The organism is Stenotrophomonas bentonitica (genome assembly GCF_002887735.1).
GTDB lineage: Bacteria > Pseudomonadota > Gammaproteobacteria > Xanthomonadales > Xanthomonadaceae > Stenotrophomonas > Stenotrophomonas bentonitica_A.
Window position 1 is genome coordinate 632,951 of record NZ_PKQP01000001.1, and the last position, 22,376, is coordinate 655,326.

Here is a 22,376-nt window from a genome sequence, read left to right on the forward strand (position 1 = left end):
ACGCCTTTCGTCCCCGCGCTGAAGCCCATCCCAACACGTTGCACCCAAGTCAACTTGGAGAGAGAGCCCAATGAACCGCAACAGCAACAAACTGCGCGACGCCGTCGTCCTCGCGCTGATCGCCAGCGCTGCCGGCACCGGCAGCGCCGTCGCTCAGGAAGCCACTGGCACCACCAATCTGGACCGCATCTCGGTCACCGGTTCGCGCATCCGCCAGGTTGACGTGGAAACCGCCCAGCCGGTGCTGACCATCTCGCGTGCGGATATCCAGAACCAGGGCTTCAGCTCGGTCGGCGATATCCTGCAGAACATCTCCGCCGCCGGTAGCCCGAACTTCAGCCGCGCCTCGCCGCTGACCTCCAACCAGGAAGCCGGTGGTCAGTACATCGACCTGCGCAACCTCGGCGCACAGCGCACGCTGGTGCTGGTCAATGGCAAGCGCCTGGGCATCAGCCCGGATGGTTACCAGGACATCTCGATCATCCCGACCTCGATGGTCGAGCGCATCGACGTGCTGAAGGACGGCGCCTCGTCGATCTACGGCTCGGACGCAATGGCCGGCGTGATCAACATCATCACCCGCAAGAACTTCGATGGTCTGGAAGCCAACGTCTACAAGGGCCAGTACAGCCAGGGCGACGGCGAGAAGGAAACCTACGACTTCGTCATGGGCTTCTCCGGTGACCGCGGCTCGCTGACCGTCGGCGCCGAGTACCACAAGGAAGAAGGCGTGTGGGCCAAGGATCGTCCGTTCACGGCCGACACCTACCCGGATTGGGATCCGGCAGCATCGCTGACGACCGTTGGCCAGTGGGGCAACTGGCGCGTCGGCAACGCAGGCAACTGGCAGGCTCCCAACCGTGGCGGCACCGCCCTGGGCCCGGGTCAGTTCCACAGCCAGACGTCGGCCGATACCAGCCGCTCGTCCGACCAGATGCACCTGCTGACCCCGCTGGAACGTCGTTCGCTGTTCGTCAGCGGCAACTACGACATCACCGACAACGTCCGCTTCACCACGGACCTGTCCTACACCAAGCGTGAGTCGCAGCGCCAGATCGCCGGTTACCCGCTGCAGTCCACTGCATTCGGCGTGCCGATGTCGGCTGACAGCTACTTCAACCCGACCGGCGGCGTCGCCGACGTCAACTGGCGTCGTCGTGGCTGGGAAGTGCCGCGCACCACCGACAGCACCCTGACCACCTGGCGTTTCGCAGCGGCCCTGGAAGGTTCCTTCGAAATCGGCGACCGGTTCTTCAGCTGGGACGTCGGCTCGCTGTACAACGAAAATGACAGCCTGCTGATCAACAACGGCAACTTCTACATCCCGGCCGTGGCCGATGCCGTGGGTCCGTCGTTCCAGAATGCTGCCGGCCAGATCGTCTGCGGCACTCCGGGCAATGAAATCGCCGGCTGCGTGCCGTGGAACCCGTTCGCAGGTTTCGGTACCGGCGCGGTTGCCAACTCGCTCGATGACCCGAACGTGCGCAACTACCTGTTCCGCGAAGAGCACGCCACCGGCAAGACCAGCACCCACAACTACTTCGCCAACCTGTCGGGCACCATCGTGCCGCTGCCGGCCGGCGACCTGGGCTTCGCGATCGGTTACGAATACCGCAAGGAAAGCGGCGCCTTCAACCCGGATGCGATCGCCCAGTCGGGTGACTCGACCAACCTGGCGTCCGGCCCGACCAAGGGTTCCTACGCCCTGGATGAGTTCTACCTGGAGTTGAACATCCCGATCCTGGCGGATCTGGCGTTCGCCAAGGAACTGACCCTGGACCTGGCCACCCGTTACTCGGACTTCACCAGCTTCGGTGACACCACCAACAACAAGTTCGGCCTGAAGTGGCGTCCGATCGACGACCTGCTGGTGCGTGCCACCTATGCCGAGGGCTTCCGCGCCCCGACCATCGGTGACCTGTACGGCGGCACCTCGCAGACCTTCCCGACCAACTTCGTCGATCCGTGCGACAGCGTCTACGGCGACGTCCGCGGCAGCGCACGCTGCGTCCAGGATGTCGGCCAGGGCTACCGTCAGCTGCAGCAGGGCTTCGTCCCGACCACCGGCCGTGCCGCGCAGAGCCCGGTGCCGTTCAACTCCGGCTCGAACCCGAACCTGACCCCGGAAACCTCCGAGTCCAAGACGGTCGGCTTCGTCTACAGCCCGAGCTACGTCACCGGCCTGAGCGTGGGTGTGGATTGGTGGAGCATCCGCATCGACAACACGATCGTCACCGACAGCCCGAACCTGATCATGGAAGACTGCTATGTCCGCCTGATCGAATCGCGCTGCTCGATGTTCACCCGTGACCCGGCCAACGGCAACATCGTGGGCACGCTGAACTACGGCAACCGCAACGCCGGCTACACCGAAACCGAAGGCTTCGACTTCGACATCAGCTACAGCCGTGACACCGATTTCGGCCGCTTCTCGGCCAAGTCGTCGACCACGTACGTGGGCAAGTACGAAGAGAAGTCCACGGACGATGCCGACGCCGTGCCGTCCCAGAACAATGGCTTCGGCGCGTACTTCCGCGTGCGCTCGAACCTGGGCCTGGGCTGGAGCATGAACGACCTGTCGGTGAACTGGAACCTGCGTTACTACTCCGGCACCAAGGAAAGCTGCCGCTTCGCCACCCGTTGCACGCTGCCCAACTACAGCGCACCGGATACCCTGGGCGTGATCTCGCCGCAGACCGAGCTGGGTGCAGTGACCTTCCACGACGTGCAGGTGTCCTATGCCACCCCGTGGAACGCCACCGTCGCCGTGGGTGCCAACAACGTGTTCAACAAGGTCGGCCCGATGATGACCTCGCAGCCGAGCTCGAACTTCTCGTACTACGGCGGCTACGACATCGGTCGCTTCCTGTACATGAAGTACTCGCAGAAGTTCTGATCGATCCACTGATCAACAACGTCTGATCCAACGGCCCCGAAAGGGGCCGTTGTTTTTTGTGGTGGTGCCCGCGTCCGGCAAACGGCGCGCACAGAAAAGGCCGCGTTTCCGCGGCCTTCTGCATGCCTGTCACGGGCCGGTCAACCGAGCGGAATCAACGTCTCGATCACGTGTTCCACATAGGCTTCGAAATCCTCGCGGGCCTGCTTGGGCTGCTGCAGCTGCAGCGACAACTGCAGGAAACCCACATAGGCGGCGTAGGCCAACCGCGCACGGTGCTGCGCATCGGTACGGCTCAGGCCCGCCTGGCGGAACGAGGCGACCAGATACTCCAGGCGCCGGTGCGAAACACGGTCGATGACCGGGCGCACCATCGGGTGATCGAGCGCCTTGAGCAGTTCGCTGTAGATGATGTGCGGCTGCACTTCATGTGCGACCACCTGGAACAGCTGGCGCAGGCGCACGCGCGGATCGGTGACATCGGCCAGGCTGCCGAAGACCTGCTCCTGCTCGAACAGCTCCCAACGCTCCAGCGCCGCCTGCAGCAACGCGTCGCGCGAGGGGAAGTGCCAGTAGAAGCTGCCCTTGGTGACGCCGAGACGCCGCGCCAGCGGCTCCACCGCGACCGCGCCCACGCCTTGTTCGGCAATCAGATCCAGTGCGGCCTGGGCCCAGTCTTCGGCACTGAGGCGGCTGTTGCGGCCGGCACGTGGCTCGCCGGCGGAAGCTTCGGGTTCATTCATAGGTGGATTTAACCATACGCCGGGGTTGGTTGCAGTATGTGAATCGGTGAAACGCCGCTTCACGCCTGCTGGCACAAGGGATACACACACCATACTCCTAAGTATTGACATCGCACAGGGCAGGTCCATACTAGCGAGTATGGTCACTCTTTCTTCCTCTACCCTGCCGCGTTTTGACGATGAGCGACTGACCGGTGCACATGACGCCGTGCTCGCCGCGACCCGCTCACCCCCGGGACGCCGCGGCACCGTGATGTTCGCCCATGGCTTCGGGCAGACCCGGCACGCCTGGAACGCCACCGCGAGCGCTCTGGTCGAGGCCGGTTACCAGACCCTGGCGTACGACGCACGCGGCCACGGCGATTCGGACTGGAACCCGGCCGACCTTGCCTACCACGGCGAACAGTTCGCCGATGATCTGATCGTGCTGGCCGGCGAACAGCCACAGCCGCCGATCCTGATCGCCGCGTCGATGGGCGGCCTGTTCGGCCTGCTCGCCGAGTCGCGCTGGCCCGGCCTGTTCTCGGCGATGGTGCTGGTCGATATCACCCCGCGCTGGGATACCGCCGGGGTCGAAAAGATCCTGATGTTCATGACCGCGCACCCGGACGGCTTCGCCTCGCTGTCGCAGGCGGCCGATGTGATTTCCGCCTACGTGCCGCACCGTCCGCGCAAGTCCGAAGATTCCCTGCGCGCATTGCTGCGCGAGGACGGCCACGGCCGTTGGCGCTGGCACTGGGATCCGCGTCTGGTCGCCGAGCTGGCGCGTGACAGCGAACAACACCAGGACGCGCTTGCCGATGCGGCGCGCCAGGTGAAATGCCCCCTGCTGCTGGTCAGCGGTGGCCGCAGCACCCTGGTCACCCCGCAGACGGTGGCCGAGTTCCTGGCGTTGGTGCCACATGCACGCCACGTGCAGCTGCCGGAGGCCACGCATATGGTCGCCGGTGATGACAACAACGCCTTTACCGCTACTGTGTTGGACTATCTGGACGTGTTGCCCTCGGCCTCCGCCGTCGCATCGTCCGCCATTACCGAGCACGTCACCGGAGCACGCTCATGAGCATTGTCGTTCCCTTCCTCGTCGTCCTGTTGGCAGGTGCGTTCGTCGCCTACCACCGGATGCGCCTGATCACCTGGACGATCATCAGTGTGGTGCTGCTGGCCGCCTGCTGGTTCATCCCGTACGTCAACCAGACCGCCACGATCGTGGCTGCGGCCATCGTCGCGGTGATCGCCGTGCCGCTGCTGCTGCCCTTCATCCGCAAGCCGCTGCTGACCGCACCGATGATGAAGGTGTTCCGCAAGGTCCTGCCGCCGCTGTCGCAGACCGAGCGCATCGCGCTGGAAACCGGCTCGGTCGGTTTCGAAGGCGAGCTGTTCACCGGTGACCCGGACTGGAACATCCTGCTCAACTATCCCAAGCCGCAGCTCACCGCCGAGGAACAGGCCTTCCTGGATGGCCCGGTCGAAGAGCTGTGCAGGATGGTCAACGACTGGGAAATCACCCACGTTTACGCCGACCTGCCGCCGGAACTGTGGAGCTTCATCAAGAAGAACAAGTTCTTCGGCATGATCATTCCGAAGGAATACGGCGGCCTGGGCTTCAGCGCGCTGGCCCACCACAAGGTGATCCAGAAGCTGGCCTCGGTGTCGAGCGTGGTCAGCTCCACCGTCGGCGTGCCCAACTCGCTGGGCCCGGGCGAACTGCTCAACCATTATGGTACCCAGGAGCAGAAGGACCAGTACCTGCCGCGCCTGGCCGATGGCCGTGAAGTGCCGTGCTTCGGCCTGACCGGTCCGTTCGCCGGTTCGGATGCGACCTCGATTCCCGATTACGGCATCGTCTGCAAGGGCGAGTGGAACGGCGAGCAGGTGCTCGGCGTCAAGCTCACCTTCGACAAGCGCTACATCACCCTGGCCCCGGTGGCCACGCTGATCGGCCTGGCCTTCCGCATGTACGATCCGGACGGCCTGATCGGCAGCACCCGCGACATCGGCATCACCCTGGCGCTGCTGCCGCGTGACACCGCCGGTGTGGAAATCGGCCGTCGCCATTTCCCGCTCAACTCGACCTTCCAGAACGGCCCGATCCGCGGCAAGGATGTCTTCATCCCGCTGACCCAGCTGATCGGTGGCGCCGAGAAGGCCGGCAAGGGCTGGAACATGCTCAACGAGTGCCTGGCCGTGGGCCGCTCGATCACCCTGCCCTCCACCGCCAGCGGTGGTGCCAAGGCCGGTGCGGTGGTGACCGGTGCCTATGCGCGCATCCGCAAGCAGTTTGGCCTGTCGGTCGGCCGCTTCGAGGGCGTGGAAGAAGCGCTGGCCCGCATCGGTGGCAAGGCGTACGCGATCAGCGCGCTGTGCCAGGCCACGGCCGCTGCGGTGGACCGCGGCGACGTGCCGTCGGTGCCGTCGGCGATCGCCAAGTACCACTGCACGACCATGAGCCGTGAAGTGATCTCGGACGTGATGGACGTGATCGGCGGCAAGGGCATCATCCTGGGGCCGCGCAACTTCGCCGGCCGCAGCTGGCAGGCCGCGCCGATCGCGATCACGGTCGAAGGCGCCAACATCATGACCCGCAGCCTGCTGATCTTCGGCCAGGGTGCGATCCTGTGCCACCCGTGGGTGCTGAAGGAAATGAAGGCCGCGCAGGATCCGGACACCCGTGCCGGCCTGCAGGAATTCGACCGCAGCCTGTTCGGCCACATCCGCTACGGCATCTCCAACGCCGTGCGTTCGTTCTGGTTCGGCCTCACCGGCGCCCGCTTCGGTGCCGCCCCGGGCGATGCCTACACCCGCCGTTACTTCCGCAAGCTGGACCGCTACTCGGCCAACCTGGCGCTGATGGCCGACATCTCGATGATGACCCTCGGCGGCAAGCTGAAGTTCAAGGAATCGCTGTCCGGCCGCCTGGGCGATGTGCTGAGCCACATCTACATGACCAGCGCCATGCTCAAGCGTTACCACGACGAGGGCGCGCCGGCGGCCGACCAGCCGCTGCTGGCCTGGGCTTTCCATGACAGCGTGCACAAGATCGAAGAATCGCTGTCGGCGGCGCTGCGCAACTTCCCGATCCGTCCGATCGGTTGGCTGATGTGGGCGCTGATCTTCCCGTTCGGCCGCCGTGCCGAGGCGCCGGGCGATCGCCTGGGCCACCGCGTGGCCGCGCTGCTGATGGCGCCAAACGAAGCCCGTGACCGCCTGGCCAGTGGCGTGTTCCTGACGCCGTGCGAGAACAACCCGGGTGGCCGCATCAACAGCTACCTGTCCAAGGCGATCATGGCCGAGCCGGTCGAGCGCAAGTTCATCAAGGCGCTCAAGACCAAGGGCATCGAAGCGCTGGACTTCGCCACCCAGCTGGACGAGGCCGTGGCCGAAGGCGTGATCACCCAGGATGAGCGCACCCTGCTCGAAGAGCTGCGCACGCTCACCCTGGAAACCATCACGGTGGACGACTTCGATCCGGAAGAACTGCGCTCGGCGGGCTACTACAAGCGCCAGCAGACGGACGCACAGTCCCAGGCCGCGTGATCCCGGCCACCAGGTAAACGACAACGGCGGACTTCGGTCCGCCGTTTTTTTAGGAGACTCCCGATGTCCGCTCCCCTGCTCACGCTTTACCGCCGCATGCAGCGCTGGCCCGCCGGCGGCTGGCTGTTCTCGCGCGCGGTGTGCTTCAAGGCGCCCTACTTCGCCAGCATCGCCCCGCGCATCACCGCGCTCGAGCCGGGCCGCTGCGAAGGGCGCATCGCGCACCGGCGCAAGGTCACCAACCACCTCGGCACGGTGCATGCGATCGCGCTGTGCAACCTGGCCGAACTCACTGCGGGGCTGATGGTGGACGCTTCGCTGCCCAAGGGCATGCGCTGGATCCCGAAGGGCATGGAGGTGCAGTACCTCGCCAAGGCGACCGGCACCCAGCACGCCATCGCCACCCCGGAGCAGCCGATCGTGGCGGCCGAGGCGGGTTACGCGCTCCCGGTGAGGGTGCAGGTTCGCGATGACGCCGGCACGGTGGTGTTCCAGGCGCGGATCGCGATGTGGGTGTCGCCGGTCAGGCGATGAGCATTGGCGCAGCCACCCACGGGGTGGCTCTACGTTCGATCCGTCTGTCGCAGGGTAGCGCCACGCCGTGCGTGGCTGCCGCAGATCAGGCGGGAACACTCCACCACGCGGCCACGGCCAGGATCGCCGGCACGGCCTGGATGAAGAAGATCCGCTTGTTGACGCTGTAGGCGCCGTAGCAGCCGGCCACGATCACGCAGCCGAGCATGAAGTTCACCAGCATCGGCAGGTGGTCGAACAGCCCCCACAACAGGCCGGCAGCGAGGAAGCCGTTGTACAGGCCCTGGTTGGCCGCCAGCACGCGCGTGGTCTCGGCCTTCTCCGGCGTGTTGCGGAAGGTCTTCAGGCCCAGCGGCCGGGTCCACAGGAACATTTCCAGGACCAGGAAGTACACGTGCAGCAGGGCGACCAGCAAGGTCAATGACAGCGCGATCCAATACATGGGCCAAGGTTCCTGGAAGACTCCGGAGAGCTTACTCCGGTCGCTCGCCGGGCAGCTTCTTTTCTTCGCGCAGCAGGCCCAGCGCGGCAATCGTCATCGCCCCGGCCACCACCAGCCCACCGACGAAGACAATGTGCGAACCGAACAGGGACAGCCCCTTGTGCACCCAGGCGAACGTCAGGTCGCCGCCACGGTAGACCACGGTGTCGATCGCCGCGCCGGCCTTGTAGCGCCACTGGCGGTCCACACGGGTGTAGATGGTCTCGCGCGCGGGCTTGGCCAGCGAGAATTCGCTGGCGCGGGTCATCACCTGCACCATCGCCACCATCAGCGGCAGCGGCGATGCGGCCAGTATCGAAAACCCGATGATGATGGCGACACCCGGGATCAGCAGCGCCGGGGCGATGCCGTACCGCGACAGCAACCAGCGGGTGAAGCCGAGCTGCACGATCAGGGTCAGCGTGTTCACCGCCAGGTCCACCCGCGAGAAGAAGGCCGTGCTGGCCGCGGCGTCGGGATACAGGCGGCGCACGATCGAGGCCTGCTCGTTGTAGAGCATCGTGCCCACGCCCACGCCGAACAGCACCAGCACAGCCAGCCAGCGCAACAGCGGCTCACGCACGATCAGCTTCAGGCCGTCGAGCACGCTGCCGCCCATCGGGGTTTCACCCGACACCAACTTCTGCTCCTGCTCCCGTGCCACCGCCCACAACCGCAGCCGCCAGATGCAGACCAGGCAGGCACTCAGAAAGCCGGCCGAGACCAGCATCAGGTTGGCAATACCCACCCGCTCCACCAGCGCCGCCGTGATGATCGGTCCCAGGAACGCACCGAGCGTGCCTGCCGCGCCGATGTAGCCGTATACCTCGCGTGCCTGGGCGTTGGAGAACACGTCCGCCATGAAGCTCCAGAACACCGCCACCGCAAAGAGGTTGAACACGGCGGCCCAGAAGAAGAACGCCATGCCGCGCCCAGGCACGCCACTGTCGAACAGCAGGTAGAAACCCAGCAGGGAGATGATGAAGAAGACATACACCGCGGGCAGGAATACCCGCCGCGCATAGCGGCTGACCAGCGCGCCGTACAGCGGCTGCAACACCAGCATGATGAAGAACACCCCGGTGAACAGAAACTGCAGCACGAAGTCCTGCACCGCAATGCCATGCGCGCTGAACCAGTCGATCAGCACGGGCGGGAACACCGCCTTGGCGTCGGCCGAGGCAGCCATTGCCTCGCGCACCGGGCGCAGTACGTAGTAGCCGCTCAGCAGGCAGAAGAAGTACAGGCACGCCCAGATCAGGGGCGGCGACTGGCGCAGCGCCCCGCGCAGGCCCGATTGCACCGGTGCTGTTGCGACAGCACTCATCGCACCCACTCCCGGCTTGGGCGGCGTGACAACGGCGGCATCGTGGAAACTCCGGGCAGGGAAGCGCGCAAGGTAAACGATGCACCGCAACATCGCCAGCGTTGGGCGCGGCCACCTGCGCAACGCTGCGTGGCCGATGCTGCAGCCCCTGCGCGGGGCAACCTGCCTTATGCTCGGCGGGCACCCCGTCCAGGAGCGGCATGTACGACTACATCGTCATTGGTGCCGGCTCGGCCGGCTGCGTGCTGGCCAACCGGCTCAGCGTAGACCCTGCCTGCCGGGTGCTGCTGCTGGAAGCCGGCCCGCGCGACACCAACCCGTTCATCCACATGCCGGCCGGGTTGGCGCGGCTGGTCAACAACCGCCGCATCAACTGGAACCTGGACACCGAGCCCGAGCCCGCGCTCGGCGGCCGTCGCCTGTGGTGGCCACGCGGCAAGGTGCTGGGCGGCTCCAGCTCGATCAATGCGATGTGCTACGTGCGTGGCGTACCAGCCGACTACGATGGCTGGGAGGCCGCCGGTGCCACCGGCTGGGGCTGGGAGCAGGTGCTGCCCTGGTTCGTGCAGGGCGAGCGCAACAGCCGCGGTGCCAGCGCGCTGCACGGCGATGCCGGTCCGCTGTCGGTGTCCGACCTGCGCCACCACAACCCTCTCTCGGCTGCCTTCATCGCAGCCGCGCAGCAGGCCGGCCACGCCCATAACCCCGACTTCAATGGCCACCAGCAGCTCGGTGTGGGGCTGTACCAGGTCACCCAGCGCGAAGGCGCGCGCTGCTCGAGCGCGGACGCCTACCTGCGCCCGGCGCGCCACCGGCGCAACCTGACGGTGCTGACCGGTGCCCACGCCGTCGCGCTGAGCTTCGACGGCACCACCGCCACCGGCGTGCACTATCGGCGTGGCGGGCAGCACCTGCATGCACGCGCCGGTACCGAGGTGATCCTCAGCGCCGGCGCCATCCATTCCCCGCACCTGCTGATGCTGTCCGGCATCGGCGAGGCGGACACGTTGCGCTGCCACGGCATCACGCCGCGCGTGGACCTGCCCGGGGTCGGCCGCAACCTGCAGGACCACCTGGACATCTGCACCGTCGTGCACACCGGCCCAGGCGTCAGCTACGACCGCAGCAGCGAACTGCGCATCGCCATCGACTACTTCCTGCGTGGCCATCGCGGCGCCGGCACCAGCAACCTGGCCGAGGCCGGTGGTTTCGTGCGCTCATCGCTGGCCACCGATGCCCGCGCCGACGTGCAGTTCCATTTCGTCCCGGCAATGCTCGACAACCACGGCCGCCACCGCCTTCCCGGCGACGGCTACACCCTGCATGCATGCCCGCTGCACCCCCGCAGCCGCGGCCGCTTGCGGCTGCGCGACGCCGACGCACGCTCAGCGCCCCGCATCCATGCCAACTACCTGGGCGATACGGGTGGCCATGACCTGAAGATGATGCTCGAATGCGCGCGCCTGGCGCGCACGATCCTGGCCCAGCCCGCCTTCGACCGTTGGCGCGGCACGCCCGTGTTTCCGTCGCACAGCAATCTAGATGACACCGCGCTCGAGGCGTTCATCCGGGCCAAGGCCGAGACCCTCTATCACCCGGTCGGCAGCTGCGCGATGGGGCAGCATGCCCAGGCCGTGGTCGACCCGACCCTGCGCGTGCACGGCACCCGGCGGCTGCGGGTAGTGGACGCTTCGGTGATGCCCACCCTGATCAGCGGCAATACCAACGCGCCGACGATGATGATCGCCGAGCGGGCCGCCCACTGGATCCGGACCGCCGCGGCAGGCTGAACAGGGGTGCGCTGGCCGCCCTCCCGTGCCCGCGACCGACCGGGACCGGGATCGGTAAAACCCGCACGTTTTCAATGCGATACGCATTCATCTTCGATTCGTTTGTGCAATCACGAAAAGCGACGCTAGAATCGGTCACAGCAGTCGCGCACGGGCACCCATACGATGAACCAGAACAACAGGCGCCGACCGATCCGTTCGGCGGCAACCGGGTTGTTGGGCATGTTGATGCCCATCGCCATGTCTTCCACCGCGCAGACCCCTGTCGCCTCGCCCGCCGCGTTGCCGGTCAACATCGAGGAGTCGGCGCCGACCGCGGCACCGCACACCCAGCCTGCAGCGTACCGCACGACCCCGGCCGGCCTGAAGGTGCAGCCGCCCGCGCCGGGCTTCAACGTCGCTTCGATCGAATCGATGGCGCAGCAGCTCACCTACGGCGAGCGCGTGCCCGGGATGGCCGTGGCCATCGTCCAGGGCGGCCGCGTGCTGAGCGCGCGCGGCTACGGCGTCACCGACGTCAACAACCCGCAGCAGGTCGATGCCCACACCGTGTTCCGCCTTGCCTCGCTGTCCAAGGCCTTCGCCGGCACGATGGCCGGACTGCTGGTCAACGACGGCACGCTGCGCTGGGACAGCAAGGTCACCGACTACGTGCCCGGCTTCCAGCTCAGCACGCCCGAGGCGACCGAGCGCCTGACCGTGGCCGATCTGCTCAGCCATCGCGTCGGCCTGCCCTACAACGCCTACGACCGCGACGTTGAAGCCAACGCCGAGTACTACACCCTCACCCACAAGCTGGCCGCCACCTCGCTCAAGTGCCTGCCCGGCGACTGCTATGCGTACCAGAACGTGGCCTTCAGCCTGATCGGCGATGTCGTCTACGCCGCCTCCGGCAGCTTCTACGAACAGTCCGTCGAGCGCCGCCTGTTCAAGCCGCTCGGCATGGACGATGCCAGCCTCGGCCTGGCCGGCATCCAGGCCAGCTCGCGCTGGGCCCGCCCGCACGTGCGCAGCCGCAACGGCTGGGTCGCGCTCACGCCCAAGCCGACGTATTACCGCCTTGCTCCGGCCGCCGGCGTCAACGCCAGTGCCAGCGACATGGCGCAGTGGTTGCTGGCCCACACCGGCCACCGCCCTGACGTGCTGCCGGCCCCCTTGCTGGCCACGCTGCACGCCAGCCTGATCAGCACCCCCGGCGAAATGCGCTCGGGCTGGCGCCGCGAGCGCCTCAACTCGGCTGGCTACGCCCTCGGCTGGCGCACCTTCGATTACGCCGGCCACGAAGTGATCTTCCATGCCGGTGCCGTCCAGGGCTATCGCGGCCTGGTCGCCCTCGTGCCGGAACGTGACCTCGGCATCGCCATCATGTGGAACGGCGAGAGCAGCCTGCCCAGCGGCCTGCTGCCGACCGTGCTCGACCAGGCGATGGGCCTGCCGACCCAGCGCTGGCTGGACGTGGACACCGATTTCGGCAGCGACAACCTCATGGCCGAAGACGCCGCCACGCAGGGCAAGCGCAAGGGCGTCTCGTCAAACCGCGCCGTCGCCTCCCCGCGCTGATCCGCGCGCACAGTGGCATCGAAAAAGGCGGCCGGATGGCCGCCTTTTTCATGGTTTCTGTTTGCCTTGCCCATAAAAAAAACTCCTTCCCCGCTGGGCTGCCAGGGAAGGAGTCTCAGGTACGGCTATCGGGAAAAACTCAGATCAGCGGTGCCGGGGTTGCCGGCAGAGCGACCGGTGCGGCCTTCTTCTTGCGAACGGCCGGCTTGCGCTTTGCAACCCTCTTCACCGCCTTCTTCGCCGATGCCTTCTTGGCCGGAGCCTTGCGGGCAGTTGCCTTCTTGGCGGTGGCCTTCTTGGCTACCTTGCGGGTGGCCTTCTTGGCGGTCTTCTTGGCAGCCTTCTTCGGAGCGGCTTTCTTGGCTACCTTGCGGGTCGCCTTCTTGGCCGTCTTCTTTACCGCCTTTTTCGCGGTCTTCTTGGTGGCTGCCTTCTTTGCAGTCTTCTTGGCGGCCTTCTTCGCCGTCTTCTTCACTGCCTTCTTCGCGGTCTTCTTGGTCGCAGCCTTCTTTGCCGTCTTCTTCACGGCCTTCTTCGCCGTCTTCTTCACGGCTGCCTTGCGGGCGGTCGCCTTCTTGGCCGCCTTCTTCACCGTCTTCTTGGCAGCAGCTTTCTTGGCTACCTTCTTGACGGCCTTCTTGGCAGTGGCCTTCTTAGCGACCTTCTTGGCTGCCTTTTTGGCGGCCGGCTTTTTCTTCGCAGCTTTCTTGGTTGCCATGGGATGGCTCCTCGTCAGTGATCTATGGAGTGGAAACGCCCAGGTAAAGCAAACCCGCCGTTGCTGCGTTGCGGGGACCGCCGTCGCGTCATGCGCGTCGTGACGGATACGGTGACACCCGCCGCATGTGGCCAGGCAGGTATCGAAGAGGAAAGGAACTTGCGGTTCGCCGGGGGAAGCGAAGCCATCTCCACCGTCATGGGACGCGAGGTGGATGTCCAGGTTGTGCTTCGCGACTTGATGTCGATTCTGCTCACTCTGTTCGCAGGCAAGGTCTGCTGAGGCGAAACCTAATCACGCTTTTTTTGACTGTCAACAACCCCGGCGAAAAATTTTCACACCGGCGCCTTGCCTCGCCCCCCCTCGCTGCGCCCGCCTGCGACCTGCCGAACGCACGCTGCCGCCGCCGGCGCGAACGCCCTGCGCCCGCACACGCTGACAGCACTGAAAAGAAAATCACTTAAAAGAAGCACTTTCGTGTCGCGACATCGCAACATCGCGGTGCATGCCATTGCGTGCCCGCGCGTGCAGCCTGCTCGACCACGCACCTCGCCACCCTCCCCGTGCGCCCCTTAAACAGACCGGAAAACTTTTCACATCTGCGCGCACTTTTTTCGACCCGATTCGCGCAACTGCGCAAACTTTTGACCGCCCTGGCACCGGCGCGTCCGTCCGCGATGATCGACTTCGAGCGTCCGTGCGCGTCCATATCGATGCCATATCGATGCCATATCGGTGCGCGATCGGGTGCGCGGCGCGGACCAGATCACCGGCATGCATCGGCACCGAACCGATCGTCATGAGCCCGTGGTCGCGATCGCGTGCCGCCGCGCGCGCACTGCAATCCTCACGTACTGCTAACGCCGTTCGCGCGCGCCCGGCGAACGGGCAAAAAAAACGGCCGCACCAGGCGGCCGTTCTTCAGCGGCGGCGACGATCAGTGATCGTCGTTTTCCAGCAGCTCGGCGTAGTCGTCCGGACCCAGCAGGTCGTTGACTTCTTCCAGGCCGGCCACTTCGACGACATAGATCCAGCCCTCGCCGTAGGCGTCTTCGTTGATGGTTTCCGGCTTGTCGCTCAGGGCCGAATTGACCTCGACCACCGTGCCGGTGATCGGGCTGTACACGTCCGAGGCGGCCTTGACCGACTCGACCACGGCAGCCTGCTCGCCGGCCTTGACCTCCTGGCCAACCTCCGGCAGTTCAACGTAGACCAGGTCGCCGAGCAGGCCCTGGGCGTGGTCGGAAATACCGACGGTGACGCGGCCATTGCCTTCAACGCGCGCCCACTCGTGGGACTTGAGGAATTTGAGGTCGCCGGGGATCTCGCTCATGGGACTGCTCCGAGGAATATCAGGGGGGTCAAGAAACGGGGGTAGTGTAACCAACCGGCGCGGATGCGGAGGCATCCGCACCGGGTAAAGCACGGCATCAGCCGTCGATCAGCACACCGGGCTGGGGCTGGCCTTCGCGCACGAACGGGAACTTCACCACGCGCACCGGAACCTGCTTGCCGCGGATATCCACGCGGACCTCGCCCAGTTCGCCGCCCGGCACGCGGGCGAACGCGATGCCCTTGCCCAGGGTCGGCGAGAAGGTGCCGGACAGGATCTCGCCCTCGCCGCCGGCGGTGAGTACCACCTGGCCGTGGCGCAGTACACCCTTCTCGTCCATCACCAGGCCGATCAGCTGGCGGGCGTTGCCGGCCGCCTTCTGCGCTTCGAGCACGTCGCGACCGATGAAGTCGCGACCTTCGTCCAGCGCCACGGTCCAGGCCAGGCCGGCTTCGTACGGGGTGATCTCTTCGTCCATGTCCTGGCCGTAGAGGTTCATGCCGGCTTCCAGGCGCAGCGTGTCGCGCGCACCCAGGCCAGCCGGACGCACGCCGGCGGCGCTCAGGGCATTCCAGAAGGCGACCACGGCGCTCTGCGGCAACAGGATCTCGAAACCATCCTCACCGGTGTACCCGGTGCGGGCCACGAACAGCGCGGTGCCATCGGCGGTGGTGGTTTCCAGCGCGGCGAAACGGCCCAGCTTCTCCAGCGCGGCGCGGTCGCCCTCGCCGAGCAGGCTGATCACGCGCTCGCGCGCGGTCGGCCCCTGCACCGCGATGATGGCCAGGTCTTCGCGCTCGATGACCTCCACGTTGAATGCCGCGGCCTGCTGGCGGATCCAGGCCAGGTCCTTTTCGCGGGTGGAGGCGTTGACCACCATGCGGAAGAAATCGTCGGCCATGTAGTAGACGATCAGGTCGTCGATCACGCCGCCGCGGGCATTGAGCATGCACGAGTACAGTGCCTTGCCGGTGGCCTTGAGCTTGTCCACCGAGTTGGCCAGCAGCGTGCGCAGGAACGGCTTGACCTGGTCACCGCGCAGGTCGACCACGGTCATGTGGCTGACGTCGAACATGCCGGCGTCGCTGCGCACCAGATGGTGCTCGTCCAGCTGCGAACCGTAATGAATGGGCATGTCCCAGCCACCGAAATCGACCATCTTGGCGCCGAGTGCGCGGTGGGTATCGTTGAGAAGCGTCTTCTGGGTCATGACCGGTTCCGGGGGAATGAAGGCAAGACATCCATTATCCCAGAACCGTCTTCACAACGCCTGCGGCGGTGCGGGAAAACCGCGGATCAGGCCTGCTGCACCTTCAGCGTCATCCCTTCCACCGCCACCACCCGTACCGGGCTGCCGGCGGGCAGGTCGGGACCTGCGACAACCCAGAAGGCATCGTCCACCTTGGCCCGGCCCTTGCCGGCGATGATGGCCTGGTCGAGCACGACCACCCGCCCGATCAGCTGTTCGGCGCGGCGGTTCAACAGCGGCTGGTCGCTCCGGCGATCGTGCGACCGGCCCCAGCGGCGGTAGCACTGGATCGAGACCACGCTGAGCACCACGAACGCGACCACCTGCCACAGCAGCGGGATCTCGGCGAACACCGCCACCAGCACGAACACCGCAGCCGCACCGATCCCGATCCACAACATGAAGGCACCGGGCGCGAGCGCCTCGGCGGCGAACAGCACCAGTGCCAGCGCGCCCCAGGCCACCACTTCCCAGCGCATGTCAGCCTCCGATCCGCGGCGGGACGCCGCGCGTGGCTTTCTTCTCTTCCTGCTTGGCGAACGCTTCGCGTGCCAGCTCGGCGACGCCGGCGATCGAGCCGATCACCCCGCTTGCCTCCATCGGCATCAGCACCAGCTTCTGGTTCGGCGAGGTCGCCAGTTCCTTGAAGGCTTCCACGTACTTCTGCGCGATGAAGTAGTTGATCGCCTGCACGTCGCCCTGGGCGATCGCCTCGGACACCATCGTGGTGGCCTTGGCTTCGGCCTCGGCCAGGCGTTCGCGCGCTTCGGCATCGCGGAAGGCGGCCTCCTTGCGTCCCTCGGCCTCGAGCACCGTGGCCTGCTTTTCGCCCTCGGCGCGCAGGATCTCGGACTGGCGCGAACCCTCGGCTTCCAGGATCTGCGCGCGCTTCTCGCGTTCGGCCTTCATCTGCCGCGCCATCGCATCAAGCAGGTCGCGCGGCGGCTGGATGTCGCGGATTTCGATGCGGTTGACCTTCACGCCCCACGGGTTGGTGGCATGGTCGACCACGCTCAGCAGCTGGGCGTTGATCACTTCGCGCTGGCTGAGCGATTCATCCAGGTCCATCGAGCCGATCACGGTACGGATGTTGGTCTGCACCAGGGCGATCATCGCCACCTCCAGGTTGGCGACCTCGTAGGCGGCCTTGGCGGCATCGAGCACCTGGAAAAACACCACGCCATCCACGCGCACGGCAGCGTTGTCCTTGGTGATCACTTCCTGGCTGGGCACATCCAGCACCTGCTCCATCATGTTCACCTTGCGCCCCACGCCGTAGACGATCGGGATCAGGAAATGCAGGCCCGGCGACATGGTGTGGGTGTAGCGGCCGAAGCGCTCCACGGTCCATTCGTAGCCCTGCGGCACCATGCGCACGGCCTTGAACAGGATGACAACGGCCACGAAGGCCAGCACCAGCGAGAACAGCATGGTCGGAAACATCAGGTCACTCCCTTTCCCCGGATTCGTAGCACCGAGTATAGCCACGCTGCCTTCACGCCGGCATCGGGGTGCCTGACGCGCCGCAGGTCAGGATCAGGCGCTGCGCGGGGCGAACATGATCACCATCATCCCGGCCAGGCACAGGCCGACGCCCAGCAGGTCCCAGCGGCTGGGGCGGATGCCGTCCACCAGCCACAACCACATCAGCGCGGTGCCGATGTAGACCCCGCCATAGGCCGCATAGACACGGCCGCTGGCGGCCGGGTGCAGGGTCAGCAGCCAGGCGAACACTGCCAGGCTGGCAGCGGCCGGCGGCAGTAGCCACGCGCTGCCCTCCCTGCGCAGCCACAGCCAGGGCAGGTAACACCCGACAATCTCGGCCACGGCGGTCAGCACGAACAGCAGCAGCGTTTTCACGGCTTGGGCTCGTCCGCCTTGGCCTGCTGCCAGAGGGCTTCCTGCGCGTCCAGATCGAGCGCGGCCATGGTCTGCCCGGCCGCGTGGGCCTGGGCTTCCATCGCGCGGAAGCGGCGCTCGAACTTCTGGTTGGCCTGGCGCAGTGCGGCGCCGACATCGACCTTGGCGTGGCGGGCCAGATTGGCGCAGACGAACAGCAGGTCGCCGAGTTCTTCCTGCAGGCGCGCGTGGTTTTCCTCGACCGGGCCGCGCGCGAATTCAGCGGCGACCTCGTCCAGTTCCTCGCGTACTTTATCCATCACCGGCGCCGGGCCCGGCCAGTCGAAACCGACCCGCGCCGCACGCGCCTGCAGCTTCACCGCCCGCTGCCATTCCGGCAGGCCGCGCGAGATCCCGGCCAGCGCCGAGGTATCGGTGTGGCCCTTGGCGGCGCGCTCGGCGCGTTTGATCGCCTCCCAGTTGCTGTTGACGTCCTCCGCGCCGTTCACCTGGACCTGGGCGAACACATGCGGATGGCGACGCTCCATCTTGTCGCTGATCGCGCGGGCGACGTCGGCAAACCCGAATGCGCCCTGCTCCTGCGCCATCTGCGCATGGAAGACCACCTGGAGCAGCAGGTCGCCGAGTTCATCCTTCAGGTCATCCAGGTCACCCCGGTCGATCGCATCGGCGACCTCGTAGGCTTCCTCGATGGTGTACGGGGCGATGCTGGCGAAATCCTGCTGCAGGTCCCAGGGGCAGCCCTGCTGCGGGTCGCGCAGGTGCGCCATGATGCCCAGCAGGCGGTCCAGTTCGGGGGTGGCAGGCATCATTGCTCCAATCAGGTCAGGCGGACAGCCACTCGCGCCACGGCAGGCGGGTATCGCCCAGCGCGATGAAGTCACCGTTCAAGAGGGTCTCGCGGCGGTTGTAGCGGAACGGCTTGCCGGTCTCGGCCGAGAGCACCGCGCCACCGGCGGCATGCAGTACGCACTGACCGGCGGCGGTGTCCCATTCGGACGTCGGGCCCAGACGCGGGTAGACGTCCAGCGTGCCCTCGGCCAGCCGGCAGAATTTGAGCGAGGAGCCCTGTGCGAGCACCTCGATATCGCCCATGCGGTCCAGCAGCGCCTGGGTCTGCTCGCTGCGATGCGAGCGGCTGGCGGCGACCCGCAGCGGCGCCGAGGCCGGCGTGCGGGTGCGCAGTACCGAATCGCGCATGCCGTCGCGGCGATAGGCCAGCTCGCCGCGCATGGCGTGCCAGACCTGGCCGGTGGCCGGGGCCAGCACCACGCCGAAGGCGGGTGCGCCCTGGTAGATCAGCGCGATGTTGACGCTGAACTCGTCGTTGCGCTTGACGAATTCGCGGGTGCCGTCGAGCGGATCGACCAGCCAGTACGCCCCCCAGTGCTGGCGGACCTCCCACGGTACCTGCGCCGATTCTTCAGACAGGATCGGCAGGTCCGGGGTCAGCTGCGCCAGCCCGCGCTCGATCACCTGGTTGGCGCCGAGATCGGCGGCGGTGACCGGACTGTGGTCGGACTTGATCTCCACATCGAACGGGGTGGCGTAGACGGCCATGATGGCGGCGGCCGCGTCCTGGGCGATGGCGATGACGGTTTCGCGCAGATCCGTCGTGAGTTTGATCATTCCTTCCGTCCCAGCCACTCGCGCGCGATGAACAGCGCCGCCAGCGATCGGCCCTCGGAGAAGTCCTCGCGCAGCATCAACTGGTCCAGGTCGGCCAGCTTCCACGGCACGACGTCCAGTTCCTCCGGCTCGTCGCCGGCCAGGCGCTCGGGGTACAGATCGCGCGCCACCACCAGCCACGACTGGTGGCTCATGTAGGTCGGCGCCAGCGTCATTGCGCGCAGCACATCGACCCGACGGGCACCGTAACCGGCCTCTTCCTTCAATTCGCGGTCGGCCGCCTGTTCGGGCGTCTCGCCGGCATCGATGCGCCCTTTCACCAGGCCCAGCTCGTAGCGATGCATGCCGGCGGCGTATTCACGCACCAGCAGCACGGTCTCGTCGTCGAGCATCGGCACCACCACCACGGCGCCATGGCCGCGGGTCACCAGCCGTTCGAAGCGGCGGCGTTCGCCATTGGAGAATTCCAGATCCAGATGCTGGCGCTGGAACGGCCCGCTTTCCTCGTCCGTGATCTGGTGGATGATGGGCAGGCGACGGCTCATGCGAGCATCTCTAGAATGGGTACTGGTGAAAACGTGTTCATGAGCCCGAAATGCTAGCAGACCCAGCCCCCCTCACGCTGGCCGATCAGTGGCGGCAACGCGATCTGGCCGTGCTGTGGCACCCGTGCACGCAGATGCGCGAGCACCCCGACACCCTGCCCCTGCTGCCGATCGCCCGTGGCGAAGGCCCGTGGTTGATCGACCACGACGGCCATCGTTATCTGGATGCGGTGAGCAGTTGGTGGACCAATCTGTTCGGCCATGCGCAGCCGCGCATCGGCGCGGCCATCGCCCAGCAGGCCACGCAGCTGGAACAGGTGATGCTGGCCGGCTTCAGCCATGCGCCGGCGGTGCGGCTGGCCGAGCGCCTGCTGGCGATCGCGCCACGCCAGGCCGGGCGTGATCCGCTGGCCAAGGTGTTCTATGCCGACAACGGTTCGGCCGGGGTGGAAGTGGCGCTGAAGATGGCCTTCCACTATTTCCGCAACCGCGGGGAGAACCACCGCACCCGCTTCGTGGCATTGGAGAACGGCTACCACGGCGAAACCCTGGGTGCGCTGTCGGTCGGCGACATCCCGCTGTACCGGCGGGTATACGCGCCGCTGCTGACCGAGGCACTGTTCGCGCCCTCGCCCGACGCCTACCTGGCCGAACCCGGCCAGAGTGCGGCGCAGCGTGCGCACCAGGCGGCCGATGCGCTGGCCACGCTGTTCGACCAGCACCCGGGCGAGATCTGCGCGGTGATCTTGGAGCCGCGCCTGCAGTGCGCCGGCGGCATGCGCATGCATGACCCGGTCTATCTGCAGCGTGCGCGTGCGTTGTGCGATGCCAACGGTGCGTTCCTGATCGCCGATGAAATCGCCACCGGTTTCGGCCGCACCGGCACGATGTTCGCCTGCGAACAGGCCGGGGTGATGCCCGACCTGCTGTGCCTGTCCAAGGGCCTGACCGGCGGCTTCCTGCCGCTCTCGGCGGTGCTGGCCACGCAGGCGCTGTACGACGCCTTCCTCGACGATTCGCGCGAGCGCGCGTTCCTGCATTCGCACAGTTACACCGGCAATCCACTGGCCTGCGCCGCTGCGCTGGCGACGCTGGACATCTTCGCCGGCGAGGACGTGATCGCCCGCAACCGCAGCACCGCTGAAGTGATGCGCACCCTGGCCGCACCGTTCGCCGACCACGCGCATGTCGCCGATGTGCGCCAGGCCGGGATGGTGGTGGCATTCGAACTGACCCGCAACGGCGACAAGCGTACGCCGTTCCCGGCCGAGGCCAGAATCGGGCTGCACGCCTACAAGGCCGCGCTCAAGCGCGGCGTGGTGCTGCGCCCACTGGGCAATGTGCTGTATTGGATGCCGCCGTACTGCGTGGAGGACGACCATCTGGATCTGCTTGCACTGACCACCCTGGCTGCCATCGACGAGGCCGTCGCATGCGCGTGACCCGGAGCTACATCGATCATCCGCTGACTGTCGGCCAGACCCTGTCGCTGCCCGAGGATGCGGCCAACCATCTGGTCCGCGTGATGCGCCTGCGCGAAGGCGATGGCTGCGTGCTGTTCAACGGTGATGGCCAGGACTACAGCGCGACCCTGGTGGTGGTGGGCAAGCGCGATGCGCAGGTGCGCATCGAGGCCGCCACCGCGCTGGACAACGAATCGCCGTTGCACATCACCCTGCTGCAGGGCATCGCCCGTGGCGAGAAGATGGACCTGATCCTGCAGAAGGCCACCGAACTGGGCGTGCAGGCCTTCGTGCCGGTCAATGCCGAGCGCACGGAAGTGAAGCTTGACGCGGCCCGCGCCGAGAAGCGCCTGGCGCACTGGCACAGCGTGGTGGTCTCGGCCTGTGGCCAATCCGGCCGCGCGCGCGTGCCAAGCGTGGTCGCGCCGCGATCGCTGCAGGACGCCGCCAACGCGATGCCGGCCGAGGCGTTGAAGCTGACCCTGGATCCACAGGGCGAGCATCGTCTGTCGACACTCTCGGCCGCACCGGACGGCGTGGTGATCGCGATCGGCCCGGAAGGCGGCTGGTCGCCGCGCGACCGCCAGGCGCTGGCCGCGGCGGGCTTCCAGGGATTGCAGTTGGGCCCGCGCGTGCTGCGTACCGAGACCGCAGGGCTGGCGGCGATTGCGGCGGTGCAGGCACGCCTGGGCGATCTGGGCTGACGATCGC

At 66.5% G+C, this 22,376-nt stretch carries 21 protein-coding genes; 9 read left to right on the top strand and 12 right to left on the bottom strand.

Going from position 1 to position 22,376, the window contains the following annotated elements; translation table 11 throughout:
* Nucleotides 1–70: 70 nt before the first annotated feature.
* Complete coding sequence (locus C0R07_RS02810; protein WP_102788138.1) at nucleotides 71–2,896, top strand: TonB-dependent receptor; 2,826 nt, start codon at nucleotides 71–73, stop codon at nucleotides 2,894–2,896.
* A 140-nt stretch (nucleotides 2,897–3,036) separates the two neighbouring features.
* Here C0R07_RS02810 and C0R07_RS02815 read toward each other — a convergent pair whose 3' ends face one another.
* A complete protein-coding gene (locus tag C0R07_RS02815) occupies nucleotides 3,037–3,639 on the bottom strand; it encodes a TetR/AcrR family transcriptional regulator (RefSeq protein ID WP_019185113.1) in 603 nt (200 codons plus the stop codon).
* Between the two features lie 139 nt (nucleotides 3,640–3,778).
* Here C0R07_RS02815 and C0R07_RS02820 point away from each other — a divergent pair, with 139 nt between their 5' ends.
* The 3 genes from C0R07_RS02820 to C0R07_RS02830 all read left to right on the top strand — a co-directional run bounded on the left by C0R07_RS02820 (nucleotide 3,779) and on the right by C0R07_RS02830 (nucleotide 7,710).
* Complete coding sequence (locus C0R07_RS02820; protein WP_102788139.1) at nucleotides 3,779–4,702, top strand: alpha/beta fold hydrolase; 924 nt, start codon at nucleotides 3,779–3,781, stop codon at nucleotides 4,700–4,702.
* Complete coding sequence (locus tag C0R07_RS02825; protein WP_019185115.1) at nucleotides 4,699–7,176, top strand: acyl-CoA dehydrogenase; 2,478 nt, start codon at nucleotides 4,699–4,701, stop codon at nucleotides 7,174–7,176. Before C0R07_RS02820 ends, C0R07_RS02825 begins: the two co-directional genes overlap by 4 nt.
* 63 nt (nucleotides 7,177–7,239) lie before the next feature.
* Entirely contained in the window at nucleotides 7,240–7,710 is a 471-nt protein-coding gene (locus C0R07_RS02830; RefSeq protein WP_102788140.1) for a hotdog fold domain-containing protein, read from the top strand.
* Nucleotides 7,711–7,795: 85 nt separating this feature from the next.
* On the opposite strand, the gene C0R07_RS02835 is transcribed toward C0R07_RS02830, so the two are convergent.
* Entirely contained in the window at nucleotides 7,796–8,152 is a 357-nt protein-coding gene (locus C0R07_RS02835; RefSeq protein WP_102788141.1) for a DUF1304 domain-containing protein, read from the bottom strand.
* A gap of 31 nt (nucleotides 8,153–8,183) precedes the next feature.
* On the bottom strand, nucleotides 8,184–9,518 hold the full coding sequence (locus C0R07_RS02840) for an NTP/NDP exchange transporter (RefSeq protein ID WP_070471327.1): 1,335 nt from the start codon (nucleotides 9,516–9,518) through the stop codon (nucleotides 8,184–8,186).
* 200 nt (nucleotides 9,519–9,718) lie between these two features.
* Between C0R07_RS02840 and C0R07_RS02845 the strand changes: the two genes are divergently transcribed.
* Nucleotides 9,719–11,308 (top strand): GMC family oxidoreductase, encoded by a 1,590-nt coding sequence (locus C0R07_RS02845; RefSeq protein ID WP_102788142.1) that lies wholly within the window; start codon nucleotides 9,719–9,721, stop codon nucleotides 11,306–11,308.
* Between the two features lie 165 nt (nucleotides 11,309–11,473).
* Nucleotides 11,474–12,868 carry a serine hydrolase domain-containing protein gene (locus tag C0R07_RS02850; protein WP_070471323.1) on the top strand — a complete coding sequence of 465 codons (1,395 nt, stop codon included), beginning with the start codon at nucleotides 11,474–11,476 and terminating at the stop codon, nucleotides 12,866–12,868.
* A gap of 139 nt (nucleotides 12,869–13,007) precedes the next feature.
* Here the strand turns inward: C0R07_RS02850 and C0R07_RS20275 are convergent, their stop codons facing one another.
* Nucleotides 13,008–13,586, bottom strand: a complete 579-nt coding sequence (locus C0R07_RS20275) for a histone (RefSeq protein WP_102788143.1) — start codon at nucleotides 13,584–13,586, stop codon at nucleotides 13,008–13,010.
* Nucleotides 13,587–13,676: 90 nt separating this feature from the next.
* Between C0R07_RS20275 and C0R07_RS02860 the strand changes: the two genes are divergently transcribed.
* On the top strand, nucleotides 13,677–13,868 hold the full coding sequence (locus C0R07_RS02860) for a hypothetical protein (protein ID WP_020424295.1): 192 nt from the start codon (nucleotides 13,677–13,679) through the stop codon (nucleotides 13,866–13,868).
* A 655-nt stretch (nucleotides 13,869–14,523) separates the two neighbouring features.
* On the opposite strand, the gene gcvH is transcribed toward C0R07_RS02860, so the two are convergent.
* The 8 genes from gcvH to nudE all read right to left on the bottom strand — a co-directional run bounded on the left by gcvH (nucleotide 14,524) and on the right by nudE (nucleotide 20,202).
* Nucleotides 14,524–14,919: a glycine cleavage system protein GcvH gene (gene gcvH / locus C0R07_RS02865; protein ID WP_070471319.1), complete on the bottom strand. Its 396-nt coding sequence runs from the start codon at nucleotides 14,917–14,919 to the stop codon at nucleotides 14,524–14,526.
* A gap of 97 nt (nucleotides 14,920–15,016) precedes the next feature.
* Nucleotides 15,017–16,129, bottom strand: a complete 1,113-nt coding sequence (gene gcvT, locus C0R07_RS02870; RefSeq protein ID WP_019185124.1) for a glycine cleavage system aminomethyltransferase GcvT — start codon at nucleotides 16,127–16,129, stop codon at nucleotides 15,017–15,019.
* 86 nt (nucleotides 16,130–16,215) lie between these two features.
* The gene (locus C0R07_RS02875) at nucleotides 16,216–16,647 is read right to left on the bottom strand and encodes an NfeD family protein (RefSeq protein ID WP_070471316.1); all 432 of its coding nucleotides are present in this window, start codon (nucleotides 16,645–16,647) and stop codon (nucleotides 16,216–16,218) included.
* 1 nt (nucleotide 16,648) lies between these two features.
* Nucleotides 16,649–17,611 (bottom strand): SPFH domain-containing protein, encoded by a 963-nt coding sequence (locus tag C0R07_RS02880; RefSeq protein WP_046272684.1) that lies wholly within the window; start codon nucleotides 17,609–17,611, stop codon nucleotides 16,649–16,651.
* Nucleotides 17,612–17,704: 93 nt separating this feature from the next.
* The gene (locus C0R07_RS02885; protein ID WP_102788144.1) at nucleotides 17,705–18,028 is read right to left on the bottom strand and encodes a YnfA family protein; all 324 of its coding nucleotides are present in this window, start codon (nucleotides 18,026–18,028) and stop codon (nucleotides 17,705–17,707) included.
* Nucleotides 18,025–18,837: a nucleoside triphosphate pyrophosphohydrolase gene (mazG, locus tag C0R07_RS02890; RefSeq protein WP_102788262.1), complete on the bottom strand. Its 813-nt coding sequence runs from the start codon at nucleotides 18,835–18,837 to the stop codon at nucleotides 18,025–18,027. Before mazG ends, C0R07_RS02885 begins: the two co-directional genes overlap by 4 nt.
* A 16-nt stretch (nucleotides 18,838–18,853) precedes the next feature.
* Complete coding sequence (cysQ, locus tag C0R07_RS02895; RefSeq protein WP_102788145.1) at nucleotides 18,854–19,657, bottom strand: 3'(2'),5'-bisphosphate nucleotidase CysQ; 804 nt, start codon at nucleotides 19,655–19,657, stop codon at nucleotides 18,854–18,856.
* A complete protein-coding gene (gene nudE / locus C0R07_RS02900) occupies nucleotides 19,654–20,202 on the bottom strand; it encodes an ADP compounds hydrolase NudE (RefSeq protein WP_070425745.1) in 549 nt (182 codons plus the stop codon). Before nudE ends, cysQ begins: the two co-directional genes overlap by 4 nt.
* Nucleotides 20,203–20,252: 50 nt before the next feature.
* Here nudE and bioA point away from each other — a divergent pair, with 50 nt between their 5' ends.
* Together bioA and C0R07_RS02910 are read left to right on the top strand one after the other, a co-directional pair.
* Nucleotides 20,253–21,644, top strand: coding sequence for an adenosylmethionine--8-amino-7-oxononanoate transaminase (gene bioA / locus C0R07_RS02905; protein WP_046272683.1), 1,392 nt, complete (start codon nucleotides 20,253–20,255; stop codon nucleotides 21,642–21,644).
* Nucleotides 21,635–22,369 carry a 16S rRNA (uracil(1498)-N(3))-methyltransferase gene (locus tag C0R07_RS02910; protein WP_102788146.1) on the top strand — a complete coding sequence of 245 codons (735 nt, stop codon included), beginning with the start codon at nucleotides 21,635–21,637 and terminating at the stop codon, nucleotides 22,367–22,369. The genes bioA and C0R07_RS02910 overlap by 10 nt, the downstream gene beginning before the upstream one ends.
* Nucleotides 22,370–22,376 lie beyond the last annotated feature (7 nt).

What these genes read in the sequence shown, in the direction of transcription:
- C0R07_RS02880 (WP_046272684.1), bottom strand. Translation starts at nt 17,611, where the DNA reads ATGTTTCCGACCATGCTGTTCTCGCTGGTGCTGGCCTTCGTGGCCGTT.
- C0R07_RS02860 (WP_020424295.1), top strand. Translation starts at nt 13,677, where the DNA reads ATGCGCGTCGTGACGGATACGGTGACACCCGCCGCATGTGGCCAGGCA.
- C0R07_RS20275 (WP_102788143.1), bottom strand. Translation starts at nt 13,586, where the DNA reads ATGGCAACCAAGAAAGCTGCGAAGAAAAAGCCGGCCGCCAAAAAGGCA.
- mazG (WP_102788262.1), bottom strand. Translation starts at nt 18,837, where the DNA reads ATGCCTGCCACCCCCGAACTGGACCGCCTGCTGGGCATCATGGCGCAC.
- gcvH (WP_070471319.1), bottom strand. Translation starts at nt 14,919, where the DNA reads ATGAGCGAGATCCCCGGCGACCTCAAATTCCTCAAGTCCCACGAGTGG.
- C0R07_RS02835 (WP_102788141.1), bottom strand. Translation starts at nt 8,152, where the DNA reads ATGTATTGGATCGCGCTGTCATTGACCTTGCTGGTCGCCCTGCTGCAC.
- C0R07_RS02820 (WP_102788139.1), top strand. Translation starts at nt 3,779, where the DNA reads ATGGTCACTCTTTCTTCCTCTACCCTGCCGCGTTTTGACGATGAGCGA.
- C0R07_RS02830 (WP_102788140.1), top strand. Translation starts at nt 7,240, where the DNA reads ATGTCCGCTCCCCTGCTCACGCTTTACCGCCGCATGCAGCGCTGGCCC.
- C0R07_RS02815 (WP_019185113.1), bottom strand. Translation starts at nt 3,639, where the DNA reads ATGAATGAACCCGAAGCTTCCGCCGGCGAGCCACGTGCCGGCCGCAAC.
- cysQ (WP_102788145.1), bottom strand. Translation starts at nt 19,657, where the DNA reads ATGATCAAACTCACGACGGATCTGCGCGAAACCGTCATCGCCATCGCC.
- C0R07_RS02845 (WP_102788142.1), top strand. Translation starts at nt 9,719, where the DNA reads ATGTACGACTACATCGTCATTGGTGCCGGCTCGGCCGGCTGCGTGCTG.
- nudE (WP_070425745.1), bottom strand. Translation starts at nt 20,202, where the DNA reads ATGAGCCGTCGCCTGCCCATCATCCACCAGATCACGGACGAGGAAAGC.
- C0R07_RS02840 (WP_070471327.1), bottom strand. Translation starts at nt 9,518, where the DNA reads ATGAGTGCTGTCGCAACAGCACCGGTGCAATCGGGCCTGCGCGGGGCG.
- C0R07_RS02810 (WP_102788138.1), top strand. Translation starts at nt 71, where the DNA reads ATGAACCGCAACAGCAACAAACTGCGCGACGCCGTCGTCCTCGCGCTG.
- C0R07_RS02910 (WP_102788146.1), top strand. Translation starts at nt 21,635, where the DNA reads ATGCGCGTGACCCGGAGCTACATCGATCATCCGCTGACTGTCGGCCAG.
- C0R07_RS02850 (WP_070471323.1), top strand. Translation starts at nt 11,474, where the DNA reads ATGAACCAGAACAACAGGCGCCGACCGATCCGTTCGGCGGCAACCGGG.
- gcvT (WP_019185124.1), bottom strand. Translation starts at nt 16,129, where the DNA reads ATGACCCAGAAGACGCTTCTCAACGATACCCACCGCGCACTCGGCGCC.
- C0R07_RS02875 (WP_070471316.1), bottom strand. Translation starts at nt 16,647, where the DNA reads ATGCGCTGGGAAGTGGTGGCCTGGGGCGCGCTGGCACTGGTGCTGTTC.
- C0R07_RS02825 (WP_019185115.1), top strand. Translation starts at nt 4,699, where the DNA reads ATGAGCATTGTCGTTCCCTTCCTCGTCGTCCTGTTGGCAGGTGCGTTC.
- bioA (WP_046272683.1), top strand. Translation starts at nt 20,253, where the DNA reads ATGCTAGCAGACCCAGCCCCCCTCACGCTGGCCGATCAGTGGCGGCAA.